The following is a 19546-nucleotide window of genomic DNA, read 5'->3' as shown; positions in this document are numbered from 1 at the left end:
GTGTAGCCGCCGACCCTTGCGATCCACTCGCGGCGATCCCACCACGCTGCATTCGGGAAGCCAGCGCTTAGCCCGTACGATTCCCGGATCCCATTCGCGATCGCCGCCCATGCTTGCCCTGATCCAGCGCGTCACCGAAGCCCGTGTCACCGTCGACGGCGAAATCGTCGGCGCCATCGGTCCTGGCCTGCTGGCCCTGGTGGGGGTCGAGCCTGGCGACGGCGACGCGCAGGTCGCGCGCATGGCCGACCGCCTGCTCGGCTACCGCGTCTTCGCCGACGCCGAGGGGCGGATGAACCTCGGCCTGGCACAGACCGGTGGCGGCCTGCTGCTGGTCAGCCAGTTCACCCTCGCCGCCGATACCGCCAGCGGCATGCGTCCGGGCTTCTCCACCGCGGCGGAGCCCGGGCTGGCTGAACCCGTGTTCAACCGGCTGCTGTCAACGTGTCGGCAAAAGCACGCGTCCGGGGTGGAAACCGGGCGGTTCGGCGCCCATATGGTGATCAGCCTGGTCAACGACGGCCCCGTGACTTTCCTGCTCAAGGCGTAAGCCGAAGCCGATGGGTCCGGAGCACCGCCGCTACCCCTGATGCTGCGAGCCGGACGGCGCGCGGCGACTTGCAGGGACCAGGCGCTTATGACCGGGCAGTACCCGCTTCCGCTGGTATAATGCTTGGTTCCCTTAGTACCCCTCCCGGTGTCCACTCCATGGCCAACGAACGTCCGGCGCCTCAGTCCGACATCAAGCAGCTCATCAGCAAGGGCCTGGAACAGGGCTACCTGACCTACGCCGAAGTCAACGATCACCTGCCCGACGATCTCGTCGATGCGGAGCAGATCGAAGACATCATCGGCATGATCAACGGCATGGGCATCGAGGTGCATGAAGTTGCGCCTGATGCCGAAACCCTGCTGCTCGCCGGCGAAGCCGCCGGCGGTGGTCGCGAGGTCGATGAAACCGCTGCCGAAGAAGCCGCCGCGGCGCTGACCGCGCTCGATGGCGAAGGTGGCCGCACCACCGACCCGGTGCGCATGTACATGCGCGAGATGGGCACCGTCGAGCTGCTGACGCGCGAAGGCGAAATCGCCATCGCCAAGCGCATCGAGGAAGGCCTGAACCAGATGCAGGCCGCGCTGGCTTCGTTCCCGGCCACGATCGCCCACATCCTCGCCGACTACGAGACCCACAAAACCGGCAAGAAGCGCCTGGCCGAAATCGTGGTCGGTTTCCTCGACGCCGAGCCCGAACCCGAGCCCGTGCCGGTCGTGGCCGCTGAAGTCGACGCCGACGAGGAAGATGAAGAAGTCGAAGTCGCCGGTGCCGACGAAGAAGCCGCGGAAGAGGGCCCGACCGGCCCGGATCCGGTCGAAGTCGCCGATCGCATGGGCAAGATCGCCGAGGCCTATGGCCGCTTCGAGAAGGCCTATGCCAAGCACGGCCCGAGCCACAAGAGCGTGCTCAAGGCGCGCGAGGAAATGGCGGAAGTCTTCGTCACCCTCAAGCTGCCGCTTGGCCTGACCGACACGCTGGTCCGGAACCTGCGCGACGTGCAGAACAAGATCAAGGAACACGAGCGCCGCATCCTCGACCTGTCCACGCGCGTCGCCCGCATGCCGCGCAAGGATTTCATCCGCGCCTGGGAAGGCAACCAGACCAACCTCGGTTGGGTCGACGACGTGCTCAAGCGCAAGCAGAAGTGGTCGTCGGGCCTGCGCGACGTCAAGGACCAGATCATTTCCGAGCAGGAAGCGACCATCGCCATCGAGCAGGTCAACTTCCTGACCCTGGCGGACATGAAGGAAATCAGCCGTGCGATGGCCTATGGCGAAGCCAAGGCGCGCAAGGCGAAGAAGGAAATGGTCGAGGCCAATCTGCGCCTGGTGATCTCGATCGCCAAGAAGTACACCAACCGCGGCCTGCAGTTCCTCGACCTGATCCAGGAAGGCAACATCGGCCTGATGAAGGCGGTCGACAAGTTCGAATACCGTCGCGGCTACAAGTTCTCGACCTATGCGACCTGGTGGATCCGCCAGGCCATCACCCGCTCGATCGCCGACCAGGCGCGCACCATCCGCATCCCGGTGCACATGATCGAGACGATCAACAAGCTCAACCGCATTTCCCGCCAGATGCTTCAGCAGTACGGCCGCGAGGCCACGCCGGAGGAGCTGGCCAAGGAAATGGACATGCCGGAAGACAAGATCCGCAAGGTCATGAAGATCGCGAAGGAACCGATCTCCATGGAAACCCCGATCGGCGACGACGAGGATTCGCACCTGGGCGACTTCATCGAAGACACCAACGTGGAGTCCCCGGTGGATGCGACCACCAACATCAACCTGTCGGAAACCGTGCGTGACGTGCTCGCCGGCCTGACTCCGCGGGAAGCCAAGGTGCTGCGCATGCGCTTCGGCATCGACATGAACACCGACCACACGCTGGAAGAAGTCGGCAAGCAGTTCGACGTCACCCGCGAGCGCATCCGCCAGATCGAAGCCAAGGCGCTGCGCAAGCTGCGCCACCCGAGCCGTTCCGAACAGTTGCGCAGCTTCCTCGACATCGACTGATCTGCGCGTCCGAGTGCGACACCCGAAGGCTCGCCATGTGCGGGCCTTCGCTTTTCTGACGAGCGCAGCCTGACCGTGCTCCTCACGCGCTGTTAACGCGCATTGGCGGGAGGATGGCCGGAGACGTGTGGCAGTGTGCGTTCACTCCTCAGTGACCCCGGATGGGCCGGGGCGTATACCCGGGAAACGACCATGAAACGAATCCTCGCCTTGTGCATTGCGCTCGCCTTGGCGGCGTGCGCCAGCGATCCGGGCACACGCACGACGCAGAAGCAGACGGGCTCCGTCGTGGCGGGCGCAGTGGTCGGTGGCCTGGTCGGCAGCGCTTTCGGCGGCGGCACCGGCAAGGTGCTGATGACAGCGGCCGGCGCGGTCGCCGGCGGCTTCATCGGCAACCACATATTCAAGAAGCACGCCAAGTCCGAGTACGAAAAGGACGCCGCGCAGCGTGCGCTCAACAACGCGGCCTCCGGACAGAAAGTGACGTGGACGGATGCGCGCACCAACGAGTCCGGCTATTTCGTCGCGCTCAACACCAAGCAGATGTCCGATGGCCGCATATGCCGCGATTTCCGTCGCGGCTTGACCGTGGGCGGCGAGCAGGTCGACGAGACCAGCGGCACCGCCTGCAAGAAATCCAATGGCCAATGGGATGCGTCCTGACCGGAGCGAGCAACGATGAAAAAGTTCATGCGAATCACCTTCGCCGTGGCCGCGCTCGCGCTGGCGGCATCCGCCATGGCGCAAGTCACTCCCGATCCAGCGCCGGACCGTTTCGACGAAGCCGACACCAACCACGACGGCAAGGTCGACCGGGCCGAATACGATGGCTTCGTCACGGAGCTGGTGCTGCTCTACGACGCCGACCGCGACGGCAAGCTCAGTCGCACCGAGGTCGCCACTGCCCGCGACCCGAGCAAGTTCGACACCATCGACGCCAACCACGACCAGTCCCTCGTACTCGGGGAGATCGCCGCCTTCAGTGACAACGATTTCAAGGTGATGGATGCCAACGGCGATGGCGTGATCGATCGCGAGGAATCCAAGCGCGGGAAATGAGTGCCCGGAATTCCGGACCGCGACGGCCGCCTCGGCGGCCGTCGTCGTTTTCGCCAACGCTCGTGCCGCCGCGCCGGCGGCCCTTGTGCTGATACCGTTTCCAGGGGACGCCGGCAATCCGCCCCGAGCGCGATGAGTTTCTCCACCGCGACGCCAGCCCGTATCATCTGCGTCCTGCAGCGGGCCTATAGCTCAATGGTTAGAGCAGAGGACTCATAATCCTTTGGTTCCAGGTTCGAGTCCTGGTGGGCCCACCACAAAGGCGTTCGGCACCGTTCGGTGACGTCCAACTGAGAAGAAGACCCCGCAAAACGCGGGGTTTTTTGTTTTTCGCTGTTCGAGGATGTTCATTGACAGCCCAGCGGATTGTGAGTCAGCCTGTGAGTCAAGGAGCGGCCGGCGCCCCTCTGACTCACATTTGCCTGACTCACACCCATGTTGACCGACACCCGCATCCGTAGCCTGAAGCCGAAAGCTGTTGCGTATCCACGGCCGACACGAACGGGCTGGTTATCGAAGGGCGTCCCACTGGCGCCAAGGTCTGGCGCTACCGCTACCGGTGCATCTAGCTGAACGCCGCAAGATGATGCTTGCATGGGCGGATTACCTCGACAACCTACGAACGGATACCAGTAAGAAGATTGTGTCGATCGCTTTCGCCAAAGGCCGGAAAAGCGGCGCGGCCAGCTAGGAGTTCGAAGGCAATGATTAAAAATAATGAAGACTCAAAAATTGACTGGCTGGGGGAAGATTCGATTCAAGCCTCCATCGATCTGTCTGAGGCTGGGGATGTCGATGCGTCCTGGGAGCTGATTGACGCCTTGAATATTCGTCTTGCCGAGCAATGCAGATCAGGATGTCCATATTCAGTGCTTAGTGCGAAGTTCACTGAAGCGCTGGAGCAAATATGGAATCAGGCTTCAGGCCGAGCCGAAGCAACTCGATCTGAAAATCAAACCCGAGTGTCGATGAGAGACCTTGCCCCTGCGCTATCTGCGCTGGGCATTACGCGGCCTAAGGGACGGCCCCAGAAGTCACGGCCCGATGACTCTGTTGTCTGGAAGGAAGTGGAAAAACTATTCGACAAGCTCAATTTGGGGGCGCTAGAAGAAAGGTGGCTTGCAAAATTCTTCCGGGAGCTCATTCAGATAAGGAGAGCGAAGGGCGCGGGGGTCACAGGCAATGATCTCCTTTCTGCTTTCGGTTGCTTGCATTTGTGCGCACAGCCAGGGCGCCCAAGGGATGATGATATGACTGTTATGTCGGCATTGGCGCGTGAAGAGCTCGCTCGTCGTAGTTCCTCTGCAGGGATGGCGCGTGCACAAATCGCCAGCCAAGAAGGCAGTCTTACGGACCTAAAACTGAAAACGCTACGGACGAAGCATCCGGATATCGCGCGCATCGTAAGCCCAAGTCGACGCAAGAATGTCAGGTCCGAACCATGGCTCACCGATGCTGAGTTGAAAGCGCTCGCGGATAATTCCGCAGAATAAAGTGGACCTAACGCTGGGCCCCAGCGCCTAATCTCCTTGTCCGAAACCGCCCACATTGGAGCGGTAAGGACTAGAGAAATGCGACAGCTTCCCGAAACTGGCGGCAATCCGAAGGGCCGCCCCCGAGGCGTGGTCGACCGTCGCAATGAGTGGCGCGAGGCGCTGGCCTCGCACCTCCCGGCTCTAATCGATCAGTTGGTCGCCAAGGCCAAAGCTGGGGATAAGTTTGCGATCAAGTTGATCCTGGAGCGTGTGGCGCCGCCACTGCGGCCGCACAGCCAGCCGATCCTGATAGCGGGCATGGAGAACGTGAGCCTCACAACTAAGGCAGAGGCCGTTCTAAAGGCTATTGGCGCTGGGCAGGTGCCGGTAGATGCCGGTCGCGGCCTGCTCGACGCCATCAGCGTGGTGGCCAAGATCACTGAAATCGACGACCTACTGAAGCGGGTCCAGGCACTGGAACAGAAAAAGGAAACAACCCCATGAGCCTAAAAACCCGCATCGAACGCCTTGAGGCCGAAATCGGACCCAGCGAGGAGGTGGTGGACATTGACCTAGGAAACGGCGCCAAGATTCGTATTGCGCGTGCAGAACTCAGGAAGATCCTGCGCGAAATCAACGGCGCGGGCATCGGGCCCGCCCCGTCCGCTTCGCGCCGTCAATTGCTTGCCTCCCCGTTGGGGCGGGAATAGCACCATCCGACCCACTCCGGCAGGATCCATCTGGGCGTGGCCGTTGCCGACGAAGTCCACTAAGTCGCTAAAAATCAGTGTTAGGTATTGGCGTCTCGGCGTCTCGGCGTCTCGGCGTCTCGGCGTCGCGATGGTGCCGGCCGCGTCCACCTGTCGGCACTGATGCTCATGCTGGCGATGACGGTGGCCAGCGTGCTCGACCCCTCGTTATGTCCGCATCCGCCGGGGCCGCTGATCAAGAACGTCCCCTCAGCAGGCCGCACCCTTCTCGGTTGCCCCCAAAGTCAGCCCGATTGGTCAGCTAGGACTTGGCGCCCATGTTCGCTTCGACGAGGTTTACGATATCGCCGAGGGTCGGATTCTTCACGAGGTTCAGGTCTTTGAACGTGACGCCCAAGCGCTCTTCTACATCCATCATCAGGTCTACCATCAGTATCGAATCGATACCCAGGTCGGACTGCGTGGTCGTGAGGGTCAGGTCGTTGCCGTCGAGGTCGAACCGCTCGGCCACCAGTTCTTTCAGACTTTCGAAGATATCTTCGCGTTCCATGTAAGGCGCCTCCGTTGCACCCACATCGTACAAGCAATAGGGACCTGAAACGGATGGACGAGGTCAGCCCGGAACAGATTCACAAGAGCGTACTGATCCAGTCGGGGATCAGGGTCAAGCTCGGCGTTCCGGTCGCCCTCATCGCGATTCTGATCAACGTCTGGTCGCAACCCGGCGGCGCGCATGCGTCGACGACCGGGGTGGGCGTGGTGACGGCCTACATCCTCTACGCCTTCGTCACTTTCTTCGTATCGCGGCACCCCGGTCCGCTTTCATGGCGGGACATCGCCATCGGCACCGCCATCCTCGATCCGGTGATCCTCTCTGCCTGGTTGTTCGCCGAGGGCGAGTCGGCCATCCTGGTCATGGGGTTCTATCTCTTCACGATCCTTGGATTCGGCTTCCGGATCGGTCCGAACATCATGCGCGTGTGCCAGGGCGTATCGATCCTCGGATTCGCCTGGGTCCTGATCGTGTCGCCGTTCTGGAACAACCACCCGTTCTTCGGGCTATCGCATCTGATCCTGCTGGTTGCCGTTCCGATGTATGCCGGCTCTCTGATGCGCGACCTGCGCGACGCCAAAGCCCTTGCTGAGCACGAAAGCAAGGCGAAGACGCAACTCCTGGCCAACGTCAGTCACGAGCTTCGGACTCCCCTGACCGGCATCGTGTCGGCCGCCCAGCTTCTGGAAGGGCACGTCGCGGCTTCCGAGGCCAAGCTCGTGCAATCCATCCTGCAGCTCTCCGGATCCCTCGATACCGAGATCAGCCAGCTCCTCGATCTTTCCAAGCAGGGAGTGCAGCCCGCTGCGGGCCCGCCTGTGCCGTTCGAGGTGACTGCCATTACCGGCCATGTGCTCACGGCATTGGGGGAAAGCGCCGCGGCAAAGGAAATCAAGTTCAACGTTGTCGTGGACGAACGCATCGACCGGCCCGTTCTGGGGCAACCCCGCGACCTGACGAGTGTGCTGATGAACCTTGCCGGCAACGCCGTCAAGTTCACGCATGAGGGCAGCGTGACGCTCGAGATCAAACTGACGGCTTCCGACGACCGAAGCTATGCATTGTGGTTCGGCGTGACCGATACGGGAATAGGCATTGCGCCGGAACACCAGGGCAAACTGTTCGAGCCGTTCTATCGCGTTGAAACCGGCGACCGGCGGCAATACCGCGGCACGGGGCTGGGCACGACGATCGCACGAGAGTATGTGCGCCGCATGGGCGGAGAGCTGCAGTTGTCCAGTTCCGTCGGCAAGGGGACCGTGTTCTGGTTCGAGGTGGAGTTGCCCATCGCCCAAGCGGTGGCGCCCGCATCGGAGCAGTCCTTTGCGCCGGTACTCTCGCCCAAGCGCATTCTCGTTGCCGACGACAATGCACTGAATCTGGAATTGCTGCAGAAGATGCTGGCGAAGGATGGCCATGTCGTCTCCGTGGCTCACGGTGGCAACGAGGCGCTGCAGCAGCTTGCCTCCGCTCCGTTCGACGTCGTCATGCTGGACTTCAACATGGACGACCTGGACGGTTTGACCGTCTTCCAGACGTACTGCTTTGGCCGCATCAATCCGGCGCCCACTTTTTTCGTCACCGCCGATACGTCAAGCGCCACCGCCTCCAAGTTGAACAAGGCCGGCGCTTCGGGCGTGATCTACAAGCCGCTTACGTTCGAAAAGCTGCGCGGCGCCCTGGTGTCCGTATTTCCCGCCGAAGCAGGCGTGGAGGCCGCGCGGCTGGATGTCGGGTTCGAACGCGCATCCGTCAAACTCGCGGCAGTCCCCGTCGAGCACGTGGACGTCGCCATCCTGGAGACCCTGCGCGAGATCAAGGACGATCCGAAGTTCATCCATTCCATCATCGGCGACGGCATTTCGGACATCAACGCTCTGTTGCAGCAGCTGTCGCTGGCGACTGCCGGCAAAGATCTCCGCTCGGTGCATCACCTGGCTCATGCGCTGAGAGGCGTGGGGCTCAACATCGGTGCGGTGAGGCTGGGCGCCCAGTGCGAGCGCCTGATGTCCCTGACCGGCAGTCAGCTCAACTCGTCCAATGAAAAGCTGCGCGCTGACCTCGCCAGTACGGGCGAGGCAACGCTAGCCGCACTTGAAGAGCTGCGCGCTCCCTTCGCCGACGCGAGTCTTACCGCCTGAAGCCCGCTCAGGCGGCCAGCTGCCGGTTCGAGGCGGGCTCGTTCTTTTGCATGAGCATGAGCATTTCCAGCGTCCGGATTTCTTCCGCGCTCAGGCTCATGGCCGTCTCGACCCAGTCGTCCACCACGGTGCGGCCTTCCTTGTAATCCAGGGCCGTGTGCCGGTAGCGGCTCTGCTGCACCTTGAATAGGGCCTTTTGCCGGCGCGTGTGCTCGTCGATATACCGCTCGACGGCCCTCTCGCCGTCGCCGTCGTCGCAGAGCTCGTCGATCAACCCCATCGCATGCAATTCAGCGGCCGAATAGATCTTCTTGTTGGTCATCATTCTTTCGGCCTGCCTTGCACCCACCCTGCTTGCCAGCAGCCCCATGGCTCCGGTGCAGGGGAACAACCCGAACATGATTTCGGGGAAGCCGAACGAGCTGCGCTGCTCTGCAATCACATAGTCGGTGCTCAACACCATCTCGAAGCCGCCACCCAATGCGCGTCCCTGCACGAGGGCGATTGAAGTGTTGTGCCCCTTCAGCTTGGTTGCCCAGGCATACATCAGGTTGAGGCACTTCATGGAGTAGTCATGCAAACGCTTCGCATCGCGGGCCTCGATGCACGTCCGGAAGAAGCGCAGGTCGCCGCCGACGCTGAAGTACTCCGGGTGCGACGACTGCAAGACCGTATAGCGCGGTGCATTTGCCACCGGCGCCTTGGCGCCGACCGGATAAAGCGAATCCAAAACGTGCTGGAACTCATCGACCAGCGACGACGTGAAGTTCTGCAATCCCGTTGCGGAGTCCGGGTCGAATCTGACCCACAACGTTTCTGATGCCATCCTGCGCAGTTCGGTTACGACGCGCCGGCTGAAACGGGGATGCGGTAGAGCGAGAACGGATGAAGCATCGGGGTATGACGGCGAAGCGCTCATGGGAATTCCTCGTGAGATAGGCGTGGAGTTACAGGAGGCTGCGCCGGCTGCCCAGCACCAGTGCAGCGTTGGTTCCGCCAAACCCGCAAGAGAAGCTCACTGCCACATCGATCTGGCTATTCGCGCGCGGATGTTCTCCTACATGGTTCAGGCTACAGCGCTCATCCGCGATGCCGATGTTGCCGCTTGCCGGCAGCAGGGATTCGTTGATGGCTACAACGGTGATCAGACACTCCAGCGCGCTGGTAGCGCCGAGAAGGTGGCCGTGTACCGACTTGGTCGAGCTGACAGCGGCCGAACCTTCGGAGTCGCCGAATACGGTTCGGATCGCCGCTGCCTCGATCATGTCGCCGCCATCCGTGGCGGTTGCATGGGCATTTACGTATTGAACGTCACCAGCATTGACTCCTGCATTCTCCAGAGCCTGGACGAGGCATTGGACCTGCCCCTGGCTCTCTGGCATGCCGATGTGGTGCGCATCGCACGAGACGCCATACCCTCGGACATAACCATAGTGTTTCGAAGCACCGCGCCGCTCCGCGCTTTCTTCCGCCTCGAGCACCAGGAAAGCCGCGCCCTCTCCGAGGACCAGCCCGGAGCGATCGCGCGAAAACGGCTTGCAGGTTCGCGAAGGATCGCCCTGGTCCGCCTTGGACAGAGCTCTGGTTCCATCGAACACGCCGATCAGCGCCGCGGTAAGGGGAGCCTCCGCTCCGCCGACGACGGCGACATCGAGATAGCCATCTGCGATCGCGCGCATCGCCTCGCCGATGGCGACGCCCGAGGATGCACAGGCACTCGCATGGGTCACTACGGGACCGAGGATCTTGTGCCGTATGGCGACCTGCGCCGCGCCGCTGTTCGACATGATCGACATGGCCGTGAACGGGCGGGACTTGTGTTTGCCATGCACCAGCACGTCTTCGCACCAGTTCTGCACCGAGACGGCGCCGCCGTTGACATTGCCGTAGTACAAGCCTGAGCGCGGTCCATGCGCCGCAAACGACTCCAGTCCGGCATCCTCGATAGCTTGGCGCGCTGCGACTATCGCCATCTCGTGGCATCGATCGAGAAACGGCTGCTCAAGCCTGGTAAAGCGGTCGGAGAAGGTGCCGTCGACAACGCCGGCGGGATAAGCTCCCGGAAGTTTCGGCACGTCCAGCAACCTGATGCCGGACCTGCCTGTCCGCAGAGCAGCGGTCAGCTCGGGCACGGAAAGGCCCAGAGGGGACAAGACGCCCATCCCTGTTATCGCAACGCGTCGCTTCGGCACGGTCAGACCCCCTGTGGAGCCTACGCAGTAGTGCGGTCCCAGCTCTGCCCCGATCCGAGCCCGGCCCTCAATGGTCAGACTTCACAGTAGGCGTCATCTTCAGCATTTGGCAACTGCCTGTCCCTCTTTCCGTGGGCCCCGCCCCGGATGCGACGGGGTGGGCGGGAAGTGTCCTCGTCCGGTGCCGACCCACGCTGCCACCTCAAGCCCCTCAGTCGGAAACCATGACGCGTCTCATCTCTTCACCGCGTGGCGGCATGCCCCTACCGACGCAACGGACTGCGAGTTGCAACGGCATAGTCGCAAGACGAGTAGCGCTGGATGCGCCTTCCCCAAGGAACAGGGGGTTCGCCATTTAACAAGGATTTCGCCGGGACGTTTCGACCGTGCAGAACGCATGCGGCTACCCAAACTGGCAAATGACTTCGATGACGGTGGTCGATCGCCGCCGCGGGCGACATCACTTGGCGGGTTCGAGCGTCACCGTCACCATGCCGCCGCCGTAGCTCAGTCCAACGCCTTCGGCCTTGCCCTGAAGGACCATGGTCACGCCCTTGTCGTTCTTGTAGCTCGCCGTCACTTCGCTCGACCCGGCCATCGCGGTTTTGGTGAGGCTGGTGTATTTGCCCGCGAAGTCTTCCACTCGGCTCAGGGAATAGACCTTGCCGCTCGCCGTCACTTTGTTCACCAGTTTGGCGCCCACGCCCGCACTGGCGCTCTTATAGGTGAACGGGTAATCGGTGCCCTGGAAATGCAGTACGCCCTTGCCGGAGGTGCCGCCCATGAGCATGCGGGTCTTCTCCGATTCGACTTCCAGCGTGGCGCTCGGTTCGGCGGCCTCGGTCGCGGCATCGACCGCGGTCTCCTGCTGCTTGCCGCCTTCGGTGACCGCCGGCTGCGCGAATGCAGTTGCCATCACGGCACACAACACTGCGACCGCCAATGTTCGCTGCTGCATGGGGTTCTCCAACCACGTCGACGGAGGCCCGTCGCTTAGGCCAACGTCGCTCCCGGGAGCCTGCGGCCACCCGGGGAGCGACCGCCCTTCATCGGCCCGCCGCGCCTGTCTGGCGTCGAGTTCCCCGGCCCTCATGTGCAACCATGGCGCGAATCGCGGCAGGAGACAGGCGCATGGCGACGACTCCCGAAGGCCAGGGCAGGGCGTCACGTTCTGCTCACACTGCTGGAACGTCCCTGCCGCGGCGTTGGCTGCGACGAATCGCTATCGGCATCGGCAGGTTGGCGCGCAAGGGCGCCGCGGTGGCAATTCTGGCCGTGCTGCTGGTGGTGGGCATTCGCGCCTATCAATCGACCCAGGGTCCCGCGCTGCGTCCATGGCACACCTTCGTGCCGGCCGAACCGGGCGCGCAAACCATTGCCCATGGCGACTGGCAGGCCTATGTCGCGGCAGAGAACACCCTGTTCGATCAGCTTCATCGTCGCCTGCAGCGCGAGATGGAGCCGGGCGACCGCACGCCGTTGAACCGCTATTACGATCCCAGCCGGACTTCACCCGTGGCGTTCGGCCGGGATTGGAACCGCTCTTTCGTGCTCGAACCCGCGGGCCCCGTCCGTGGCGTGGTCGTGCTGTTGCATGGACTCACCGATTCCCCGTACAGCATGCGCAGCCTGGCCGAGTTGTATCGGCAGCAGGGATTCGTCGCGCTCGCGCCACGCATGCCCGGCCACGGCACCGTGCCCGCGGGGCTCACGCACGAAGGCCGCAAGCAATGGGAGGCGGCGGTCGAGATGGCGATGGCCGAAGCCCGCCGCCGCGCAGGTGGCCACGCGCCGGTGCACCTGGTCGGATACTCGAACGGCGGTGCATTGTCGCTGCTGCACGTGATGCGGCGCATCGAACGCGGCGAGCCGCGCGACGTCGACCGCATCGTGTTGCTGTCGCCGATGATCGAGGTCAACGGGTTCGCGCGCTACGCAGGCGTGGCGGGATGGCCCGCCTTGTTCCCTCGCTACGCCAAGGCCGCGTGGTTGGACTTGCTGCCGGAGTACAACCCCTTCAAGTACAACTCGTTCCCGGTGCGCGCGGCGCGCGAATCGTACCTGGTGACCAATGACCTGCACGCGGCCATCGAGGCGGTGGCGAAGCAGCAGCGCATGGGCGAAGTGCCGCCGATCCTGGCGTTCCAGTCGGTGGTCGACGACACCGTCGACGCCCACGGCGTGATGACGCAGCTGTTCGACAAGTTGGGCGCCAACGGAAGCGAACTGGTGCTGTTCGATGTCAACCGCAACCGGGTCATTGGCCCAATGTTGCGCATGGCTGCGACCGACTGGCCGCGCAACGCGCTGCTGGGCCCGCCACGATCCTACACGCTTACCCTGGTCGGTGCGGCTTCGGACAACGATGCGTCGGTGGTGGCGCGCTCGCGACGGGCCGGCACGAATGCGGTGCAGGTACAGGCCACGGGGCTGGACTATCCGTCCGATGTGTATTCGTTGTCGCATATCGCGCTGCCGTTCCCGGCCGACGATCCCCTTTACGGCAATCGTCCTTCGGGGCGCAGGATCGTGCAGCTGGGCGCGGTCGCCGTGCGCGGCGAGCGCAATGCGCTGGTGGTGTCGGAGGACAGCCTCACCCGGCTCAGCTACAACCCGTTCTACGGGTACATGGCGGCGCGCATCTCGGCGAATCTGCATGACGTGACGCGGTAGCTGCCGACTTCATGGTGGTGCACGCCCGACTTCATCTCCGCCGGTGATGCCGACGCCGAGGCGACTGGCGATCGAAACGGCTTCGCCACGCGATCGCGCATCCAGTTTGCGCAGGATCGCCGAGATGTGGTGATCGACTGTCTTCTCCGAGCGCACGAGCTTGCCCGCGATCTGCGCGTTGCTCAGGCCGTCCGTCAGCAACGCGAGGATCTCGACCTCGCGTGAGGTCAGTCCCGCCGGATTGGCCGAGGTCGTTGCCCGTGGTCCGCGCGCGACCCCGCGCACACCGGCGCAGCGCAGGTGTTCACGGCACCGCCGCACGGTTGCCGTCGCGCCAAGCGATTCGAATATGGCCAATGCCTCGCGCATGGCGGCCTCGTCGCCATCGAGCAGGGCCAGGGCGCGCTCGTAGGGGCAGCCGAGCCGGTCCCAGGCCTGCGCCGCTTCCCGCCATTGCCCCGAGAGTTGCAAGGCATACGGCGCCTCCGTGCCCTCCGGGCCGGCGTCGGCCAGCCCGAGCTTCTGGCACCAGTAGCGCAGCTCGCCGCGTGAGCGTGGGTCCTGTCGCTGTTCCGCCATCGTGTAGGCCTGGAGCACCAGCGGATCCACCGAATCGGCGGCGTCGCGCAGGCAGGCATCCTCGGCCAGGGCCGCGGCCACGGGTGCCAGTCGCTGCAATTCGCCGGACGCGCTGGCCAGCGTCTTCAGCTCTTCCATCAACTCCTTCACCCCCGGGTCGCCGCGTCGCAGCCGCAGACGCACCAGCACCGACAAGGCGCACATGCGCGTGACCGGTGCGACGCCATGGCTGTTGGCCAGCCGTATCGCCGTCGTTGCGGCGGCGTCCCACTGGCCCTGCTCGAAATCCATTCGCGCCTGCCAGACTTCGATGTAGTTCGACCACGAATCCAGGTCGCGCGCGGTGAAGTAGCGTGTCGCCGCGGCAATCTGCAGCCGGGCTTCCGCATAGTCGCGGTTCTTGATCGCGGTGCTCACGAAGTTGGCGTAGCAGCGCGCGACGTGCTCCTCGTAGTCGTGGGCGAGCGAGATCTCCAGGCTGCGTTCGATCATGGGCCTGCCGTCGGACAGACCGGCGGAATAGCGCGCCGTGCCGACGTTATTCAGCGCATGCGCCAGGACTTCGTGGCTGCCGGTGCGCGTGGCTAGGTCGATCGCACGCATGCCCCATTCCACGGACTCGTCCGTGTGCCCGGACAGCATGTACAGCTGCGAGCGATTGCTCAGGGCCCAGGCATACGCCTCGTCATCGGGCAGGTCCTGCAGCAGCTCCACGGCCTGGCTGGCGTATTCCTCGGCTTCCTGCTTGTGCCCGCCGAACCAGTGCAGGCGCGAAAGCCAGCGCAGCGTGAGCCCTTCGTGTTGCAGGTCGCCGAGTTCGCGCCAGATCGGCAGCGCCGCCGCACGTGCGGCGATCGCTTTGTCGTTCTGGTCGATGAGGTAGCACTGGTACGAGAGACGTTCGAACAGCCCGGCGCGCTCCGCTGGCGCCAATGCATCGGCATGGGCGAGCGCGGTCGCGTAGAGCGAGGCCGCCTCGCGGTGCGCGCCATGCGACGCCGCCTCGTCGCCGGCGTGGAGTGCGTACTTGAGTACGGCGCTCGAGTCGCCGGCACCGGATGCGTGATGAACCAGGCGCGATGTTGCGACCGCCGGCTCGCGCTGCTCCAGGCACGCCAGCATTTTTCCGTGCAGTGTCGCTGCCAGCGGTGCAGGCAAGGCCTGTTCGATCGCGAAGCGGGCCAGCTCATGCCGGAACGCATAGGAACGGCCGTCGGCCGTCAGCAGGCCCGAAGCGAGGGCGGCGGTAATGTCCGCCCGGTCCGGTGCGAGGATCGCGTCGACAAGGTCGGCTTCGATGCGCGCCGGCACGATCGCCGCGAGGTCCAGCAGCGCGCGCACCGCCGGCGTTTGCCGCGCGGCCCGCGCGAGTACCGCGTCGCGCACCGTGGCCGGCATGCCTTCCGCGCGCAGTGCCTCGGTGACGAAGAACGGATTACCGCCGGTCGCGGCGTAGACGCCGTCGGCGGAATGACGGGCCCGTCGCGCCAGTTCGGCCACGCCGGCTTCCGATAGCGGCAGCAGTGGCACGCGTACTACCGCATCCGCTGGCAAGTCGCCCAGGACCATCTGCAGCGGATGGCGCTCGCCCAGTTCGTCATCGCGGTAGCTCAGCACCAGCAGCGCGCGCACGCGTTGTATGCGCCGGCCCAGGAACTTGACGAGGTCGAGCGTGGCTGCGTCGGCCCAATGCAGGTCCTCGAGCACGATGACGGTGGTCTCGTGCGATTCCTGCAGGTTGGCGAGAAACGAGGTGAACAGTTCGACGCGGCGTCCTTCCAGGCCGAGCATCGCTTTCAGTTTCGAGCCGAGTGCGTCGGCCATGTCGTAGAGCGGGCCGAGTGGGCGTGGCGAGAACAGCGCCTCGCAGCCACCCCACAGCACGCGGCTGTCACGCAGTTCCGCCACCAGCTGCGTCACCAGCGACGTCTTGCCGATGCCCGCCTCGCCAGAGACCAGCGCGGTACGACCGGCGCCCTGGCCGGCGACGTCGAATGCGCCCTGCAGCAGCTGCAAAGCGGGGCCTCGTTCGATCAGTTCCAATGCACCGGCTCCGAAGGATCACGGCGATTATCCGCTCATGACGGGAACGGAGGGCGGCAGTGGCGAGGGCATCCCCGCGCTGGCCGCCGGCCGCATTCAGTAATAGAAATACGGCGTCAGCACCGATACCTCGGTGATGCTGGTCACCGGCAGGCCGTTGCGGCGGGCTACCAGCCGTATCGCCTCGGGTGCGACTGCGTCGTAGATGCAGAACGTCTTGCGGCGGTCGGCGCTGACATAGGAATGCAGCCAGGTGACACCGCTGTTGCCGTTGACGCCGACGATCTGCGCGCATGCCTGCGCGCCGTCGGCGTTCGCCGGTATGGCAAGCCCGTCGGGGAAGCTGCGCTCGACCAGGTATCGGGGCATGGCAGGCGCCTCGGGCGGGAGTCCAGGCTGCAATTCAGCAGCAGCGGAAGCGCTGCGGCGACCATTCGGAGACGTAGTGGCGGTCGGCGGCGTAACCGGAGCTGTTGCCGTAGCCGACGCCGAATTCACTGTTGCGGTCGCGATGGACATGGCGGATCGGAGCGGAGAACGGGATCGCTGCGGCGGCAAGGACCGCGAGTTCGCTCGGGCTGTTCAGGGTGGTGACCAGGCCGGCGCTGGAGAAGAGTTCGACCATGTAGCGGGACATGACAGGTTCCTCGTCTGGATCTCGCAGCCCGGTGCTGGACTGCGACGCCAGACTAGGTGTCCGCGCTTTTTCCCACATCGGGAAGGATCCCCAGATTGCGGGTGGCGCTTCCCCATCTTTCGTGGACCGTGCCCGGAACCCGCTGGCACGGAAGTTGTCGTGGAATGGCGGGGCGCCGTGGTCTTCGTTGTAAGCTGAGGATGAAGTACTTCGAGTACTGCCATGTATAGGCGATCAGCGACGAGCGTATGCGCCCCAGGTATCTGTTTGGCGAATTCGAGCTTAATCCGGCATCTCGGGAACTCCTGCGGAACGGGGAGTTGGTTGCTCTGCGTCCCAGGGCGTTGGAGTGCCTGGTCTATCTGATCGAGCATCGCGATCGTGCAGTGGGGCGCGACGAACTGATTGCGGCGGTCTGGGGGCGAGTCGATGCCAGCGACACAGTCGTGGCCCAAACGATGTTGCGCGCGCGAAAGGCGCTGGACGACACCGGCAACCAGCAGGTAATGATCCGGACGCTGCCGCGATTCGGTTATCGCTGGGTTGCTCCGATCAGGGAAGTGGCGATCCCGTCGCATGCCGACGTGGCCGCAACGGCTGACGCTGGCGGCTACGGTGCCGTTGCGGTGCTGCCTTCTGTTTCGGCGCAATACGTCGAAGCCGACGGCGAAACCGACACGGATGCCGACACGCTCGATGTCGATGAGAGCCTGGAGGTCGGGCCACCGGAGACGATCGGGGCGGATGTCGAGGAGGCGATGGACCGTTCTCCGGCGTCCGGAAAACGACGCCACCTGCTGCGCGTTGGCCTGCCGCTACTGATCGCACTCGTCGTAGCGGTCGGCCTTGGCTTCCTTGTCTATTCGCGTCACAGAGGCGAAAGTCCGACGCAGGCGGCGGATGACGCGGTGCTGGTCATGCCGGTCGCCGTCGTTCCGATGGACTCCGAGAATGCGTGGGCCCGATTGGGCGCCATGGACTACATGGCAGCACGCCTGCGCGCCAGCGGCGTCAATGTGCTTCCCAGCGAACAGGCCATGCGTCTGAGCGTGGCGATCGAAGGCGATGCGCCCGCGGCCGCTCACAAGGAACTGCGCTCTCTCAGTGGCGCGCGCTGGATTGTCGTGCCGGCAATGCAGCGGGAGGGCAGCGGCTGGCTGGTCGTGCTGCGCGTATTCGAGGACGGCCAGGAACAACAGCTACAGGCGCGAGGCAATACGGCGCTGGTGGCCGTCGCCAACGCGGCCGACGCATGGCTGCGGCGACTGGGCGGACAGGGCGAAACGGGGCCGCCGCCAGGCCCCTTGGCCGAGCGCCTGCAGCGGCTCGACGCGGAAATCCTGGCGGGCCGGCTGCAGGAAGCGACCCGTCTTCTCAGGACCTCGTTGCCGGCCGAACGCCGCGATCCCCGCTTTCTCTATCGCGAGGCCAAGCTCGAATTTCGCGCCGGGCACGTCGACGCGTCGGCGACCTTGTTCCGGCAGGCTCTGGATCAGGCGGCGGACGCTGACACGCCCACGAAGATCGGCGCGCTGCAAGGATTGGCCGGAGCCGAACGTGCCCGCAACAACCTGGGCGCCGCTGAGCTCCGCTTTAACCAGGCGTTGGCGCTGCTGCAGTCGTTGCCCTCCGATCGCATCAATTCGCGCCTGACCGGGCTGGTCTATCAAGGGCTGGGCATCATCCGCGCCCAGCACGGCGACGTCGACGGCGGCATGAAGTACCTGGGCCAGTCCCGTGTCTGGATCCAGCGCTCCGGAGATCTCGTCTTATTGGGGGTGATTGGGCACAACATCGGCCTGGCCGAGATCCTGCGCGGGAACTATGCGCAGGCCCTGAGCGAATTCGACCGTTCGATCGAGACGTTCGAGCGGTTCCGGGTCAACGACTATCTCGTGAATTCATTGAGCGAAAAGGCGCAGTTGCTGCTGGCACTGGGTCGGCCCACCGATGCCGGGGACACCATTCGCCGCGCGCAGCTGCTTCTGCCCAAGCTGGAAGACAACCGCCTGGTGGTCGAAGTCCTGGTGAGGACGGCCAGGATCCAGATGGCGCAAGGGCGGATGCGCGACGCCGGCGACACGCTGGCCCGCCTCCGATCGCGTGGCGTGCGCGACACCGATCCCGCTCTCCTCGAGTTGTTGCTGCGCCTGCACCTGGCACGAGGCGAGTTGGCCGAGGCGAGGAAGCTTGCCGGGAATGGTCCGTCCTCGACGGGTGCCGGCGATGGATTGATGTTGGCGGCCGTCCAGGTCGCGTTGCGCGTTGGCGATCTGCCATTGGCGAAATCGTGGCTGGCCGGCGACGCGTCGGTTGGCGAGCAGGATGCCCGTTATCACGCAGTGGCCCTCGAGCTGGCGCGCGCACTTATTGCGCGAAGCGAAGGCCATGGGGCGACCGCTCTCGAGCATGTGGAGCGGGCCGCGGGCGTGGCCGGAGTGTCCCCCGAAGCAGAGATACAGACGGGTGTCGTGCAGGTGGGTGTCCTGCTCGATGCGCGGCAGTACGACGCTGCGTCGGCCATCATGGGAAGGCTGGAGAAGTACGCGGAGACGGACTATCGCGTCGCCTGGGCGATGCTGGCGCTCTATAGGGCGCTGGGAGACCAGCAAGTGGCTGCCGCGGCGCTCGAACGCGCGAACACGCTTGGCGGCGATCGTGATGTTGCGGTTGAGCCAGTGCTGTGACTTGAGGTTTGAAGGGGCATCGCCGGCGCGACGCCGGATCGATCCGCAGAGATTGAGTAAAGGCTGAGTACGCCGCCGTACGGCGGCGTCGAACATCCCGTTACGTCCCGATATCCGAGCGCGGCGAGGGATCTGCTTCAACCCAGTAAGGCCACAACGACAGGTCCATCCCTGGTCGGGCGAAAGCCCGAACCCCGTGAATGAGTACGCCGGCGTACGGCGACATCAG

General features: G+C 64.2%; 17 protein-coding genes and 1 tRNA gene. 11 read left to right on the top strand and 7 right to left on the bottom strand.

The window, feature by feature from the left end:
• The first annotated feature begins 109 nt into the window (after nucleotides 1–109).
• The 8 genes from dtd to ACYVGE_RS10855 all read left to right on the top strand — a co-directional run bounded on the left by dtd (nucleotide 110) and on the right by ACYVGE_RS10855 (nucleotide 5812).
• Entirely contained in the window at nucleotides 110–550 is a 441-nt protein-coding gene (gene dtd / locus ACYVGE_RS10890) for a D-aminoacyl-tRNA deacylase (RefSeq protein WP_460729792.1), read from the top strand.
• A 158-nt stretch (nucleotides 551–708) separates the two neighbouring features.
• Nucleotides 709–2568: an RNA polymerase sigma factor RpoD gene (gene rpoD / locus ACYVGE_RS10885; RefSeq protein WP_460729790.1), complete on the top strand. Its 1860-nt coding sequence runs from the start codon at nucleotides 709–711 to the stop codon at nucleotides 2566–2568.
• Nucleotides 2569–2760: 192 nt separating this feature from the next.
• Nucleotides 2761–3231 (top strand): RT0821/Lpp0805 family surface protein, encoded by a 471-nt coding sequence (locus ACYVGE_RS10880; RefSeq protein WP_460729788.1) that lies wholly within the window; start codon nucleotides 2761–2763, stop codon nucleotides 3229–3231.
• A 15-nt stretch (nucleotides 3232–3246) separates the two neighbouring features.
• Nucleotides 3247–3627: an EF-hand domain-containing protein gene (locus ACYVGE_RS10875; protein WP_460729786.1), complete on the top strand. Its 381-nt coding sequence runs from the start codon at nucleotides 3247–3249 to the stop codon at nucleotides 3625–3627.
• 181 nt (nucleotides 3628–3808) lie between these two features.
• A tRNA-Ile gene (locus tag ACYVGE_RS10870) sits at nucleotides 3809–3884 on the top strand.
• Between the two features lie 447 nt (nucleotides 3885–4331).
• Nucleotides 4332–5120 (top strand): hypothetical protein, encoded by a 789-nt coding sequence (locus ACYVGE_RS10865; RefSeq protein ID WP_460729784.1) that lies wholly within the window; start codon nucleotides 4332–4334, stop codon nucleotides 5118–5120.
• 78 nt (nucleotides 5121–5198) lie between these two features.
• Entirely contained in the window at nucleotides 5199–5606 is a 408-nt protein-coding gene (locus ACYVGE_RS10860; protein ID WP_460729782.1) for a DUF5681 domain-containing protein, read from the top strand.
• The gene (locus ACYVGE_RS10855; RefSeq protein ID WP_460729780.1) at nucleotides 5603–5812 is read left to right on the top strand and encodes a hypothetical protein; all 210 of its coding nucleotides are present in this window, start codon (nucleotides 5603–5605) and stop codon (nucleotides 5810–5812) included. Before ACYVGE_RS10860 ends, ACYVGE_RS10855 begins: the two co-directional genes overlap by 4 nt.
• Before the next feature lie 301 nt (nucleotides 5813–6113).
• Here ACYVGE_RS10855 and ACYVGE_RS10850 read toward each other — a convergent pair whose 3' ends face one another.
• A complete protein-coding gene (locus tag ACYVGE_RS10850; RefSeq protein WP_460729779.1) occupies nucleotides 6114–6362 on the bottom strand; it encodes an acyl carrier protein in 249 nt (82 codons plus the stop codon).
• A gap of 53 nt (nucleotides 6363–6415) precedes the next feature.
• Here ACYVGE_RS10850 and ACYVGE_RS10845 point away from each other — a divergent pair, with 53 nt between their 5' ends.
• Nucleotides 6416–8506 (top strand): ATP-binding protein, encoded by a 2091-nt coding sequence (locus ACYVGE_RS10845; protein WP_460729777.1) that lies wholly within the window; start codon nucleotides 6416–6418, stop codon nucleotides 8504–8506.
• A gap of 7 nt (nucleotides 8507–8513) precedes the next feature.
• Here ACYVGE_RS10845 and ACYVGE_RS10840 read toward each other — a convergent pair whose 3' ends face one another.
• The 3 genes from ACYVGE_RS10840 to ACYVGE_RS10830 all read right to left on the bottom strand — a co-directional run bounded on the left by ACYVGE_RS10840 (nucleotide 8514) and on the right by ACYVGE_RS10830 (nucleotide 11656).
• Complete coding sequence (locus ACYVGE_RS10840; protein WP_460729775.1) at nucleotides 8514–9425, bottom strand: crotonase/enoyl-CoA hydratase family protein; 912 nt, start codon at nucleotides 9423–9425, stop codon at nucleotides 8514–8516.
• 28 nt (nucleotides 9426–9453) lie between these two features.
• Complete coding sequence (locus tag ACYVGE_RS10835) at nucleotides 9454–10698, bottom strand: beta-ketoacyl-[acyl-carrier-protein] synthase family protein (protein WP_460729773.1); 1245 nt, start codon at nucleotides 10696–10698, stop codon at nucleotides 9454–9456.
• Nucleotides 10699–11158: 460 nt separating this feature from the next.
• On the bottom strand, nucleotides 11159–11656 hold the full coding sequence (locus ACYVGE_RS10830) for a hypothetical protein (protein WP_460729771.1): 498 nt from the start codon (nucleotides 11654–11656) through the stop codon (nucleotides 11159–11161).
• A 302-nt stretch (nucleotides 11657–11958) separates the two neighbouring features.
• On the opposite strand from ACYVGE_RS10830, the gene ACYVGE_RS10825 reads away from it, so the two are divergent.
• Complete coding sequence (locus ACYVGE_RS10825; protein WP_460729769.1) at nucleotides 11959–13371, top strand: alpha/beta hydrolase; 1413 nt, start codon at nucleotides 11959–11961, stop codon at nucleotides 13369–13371.
• 9 nt (nucleotides 13372–13380) lie between these two features.
• On the opposite strand, the gene ACYVGE_RS10820 is transcribed toward ACYVGE_RS10825, so the two are convergent.
• The 3 genes from ACYVGE_RS10820 to ACYVGE_RS10810 all read right to left on the bottom strand — a co-directional run bounded on the left by ACYVGE_RS10820 (nucleotide 13381) and on the right by ACYVGE_RS10810 (nucleotide 16630).
• Nucleotides 13381–15993: an ATP-binding protein gene (locus tag ACYVGE_RS10820; RefSeq protein WP_460729767.1), complete on the bottom strand. Its 2613-nt coding sequence runs from the start codon at nucleotides 15991–15993 to the stop codon at nucleotides 13381–13383.
• 96 nt (nucleotides 15994–16089) lie between these two features.
• Nucleotides 16090–16362, bottom strand: coding sequence for a DUF4242 domain-containing protein (locus ACYVGE_RS10815; protein ID WP_457096318.1), 273 nt, complete (start codon nucleotides 16360–16362; stop codon nucleotides 16090–16092).
• Nucleotides 16363–16396: 34 nt separating this feature from the next.
• Nucleotides 16397–16630: a hypothetical protein gene (locus ACYVGE_RS10810; RefSeq protein ID WP_460729765.1), complete on the bottom strand. Its 234-nt coding sequence runs from the start codon at nucleotides 16628–16630 to the stop codon at nucleotides 16397–16399.
• Nucleotides 16631–16878: 248 nt separating this feature from the next.
• Here ACYVGE_RS10810 and ACYVGE_RS10805 point away from each other — a divergent pair, with 248 nt between their 5' ends.
• Nucleotides 16879–19317 (top strand): winged helix-turn-helix domain-containing protein, encoded by a 2439-nt coding sequence (locus ACYVGE_RS10805; protein ID WP_460729763.1) that lies wholly within the window; start codon nucleotides 16879–16881, stop codon nucleotides 19315–19317.
• Nucleotides 19318–19546: the final 229 nt, after the last annotated feature.

It is taken from the genome of Lysobacter rhizosphaerae (genome assembly GCF_054779795.1).
This window is presented reverse-complemented; position numbering and strand designations above follow the sequence as displayed.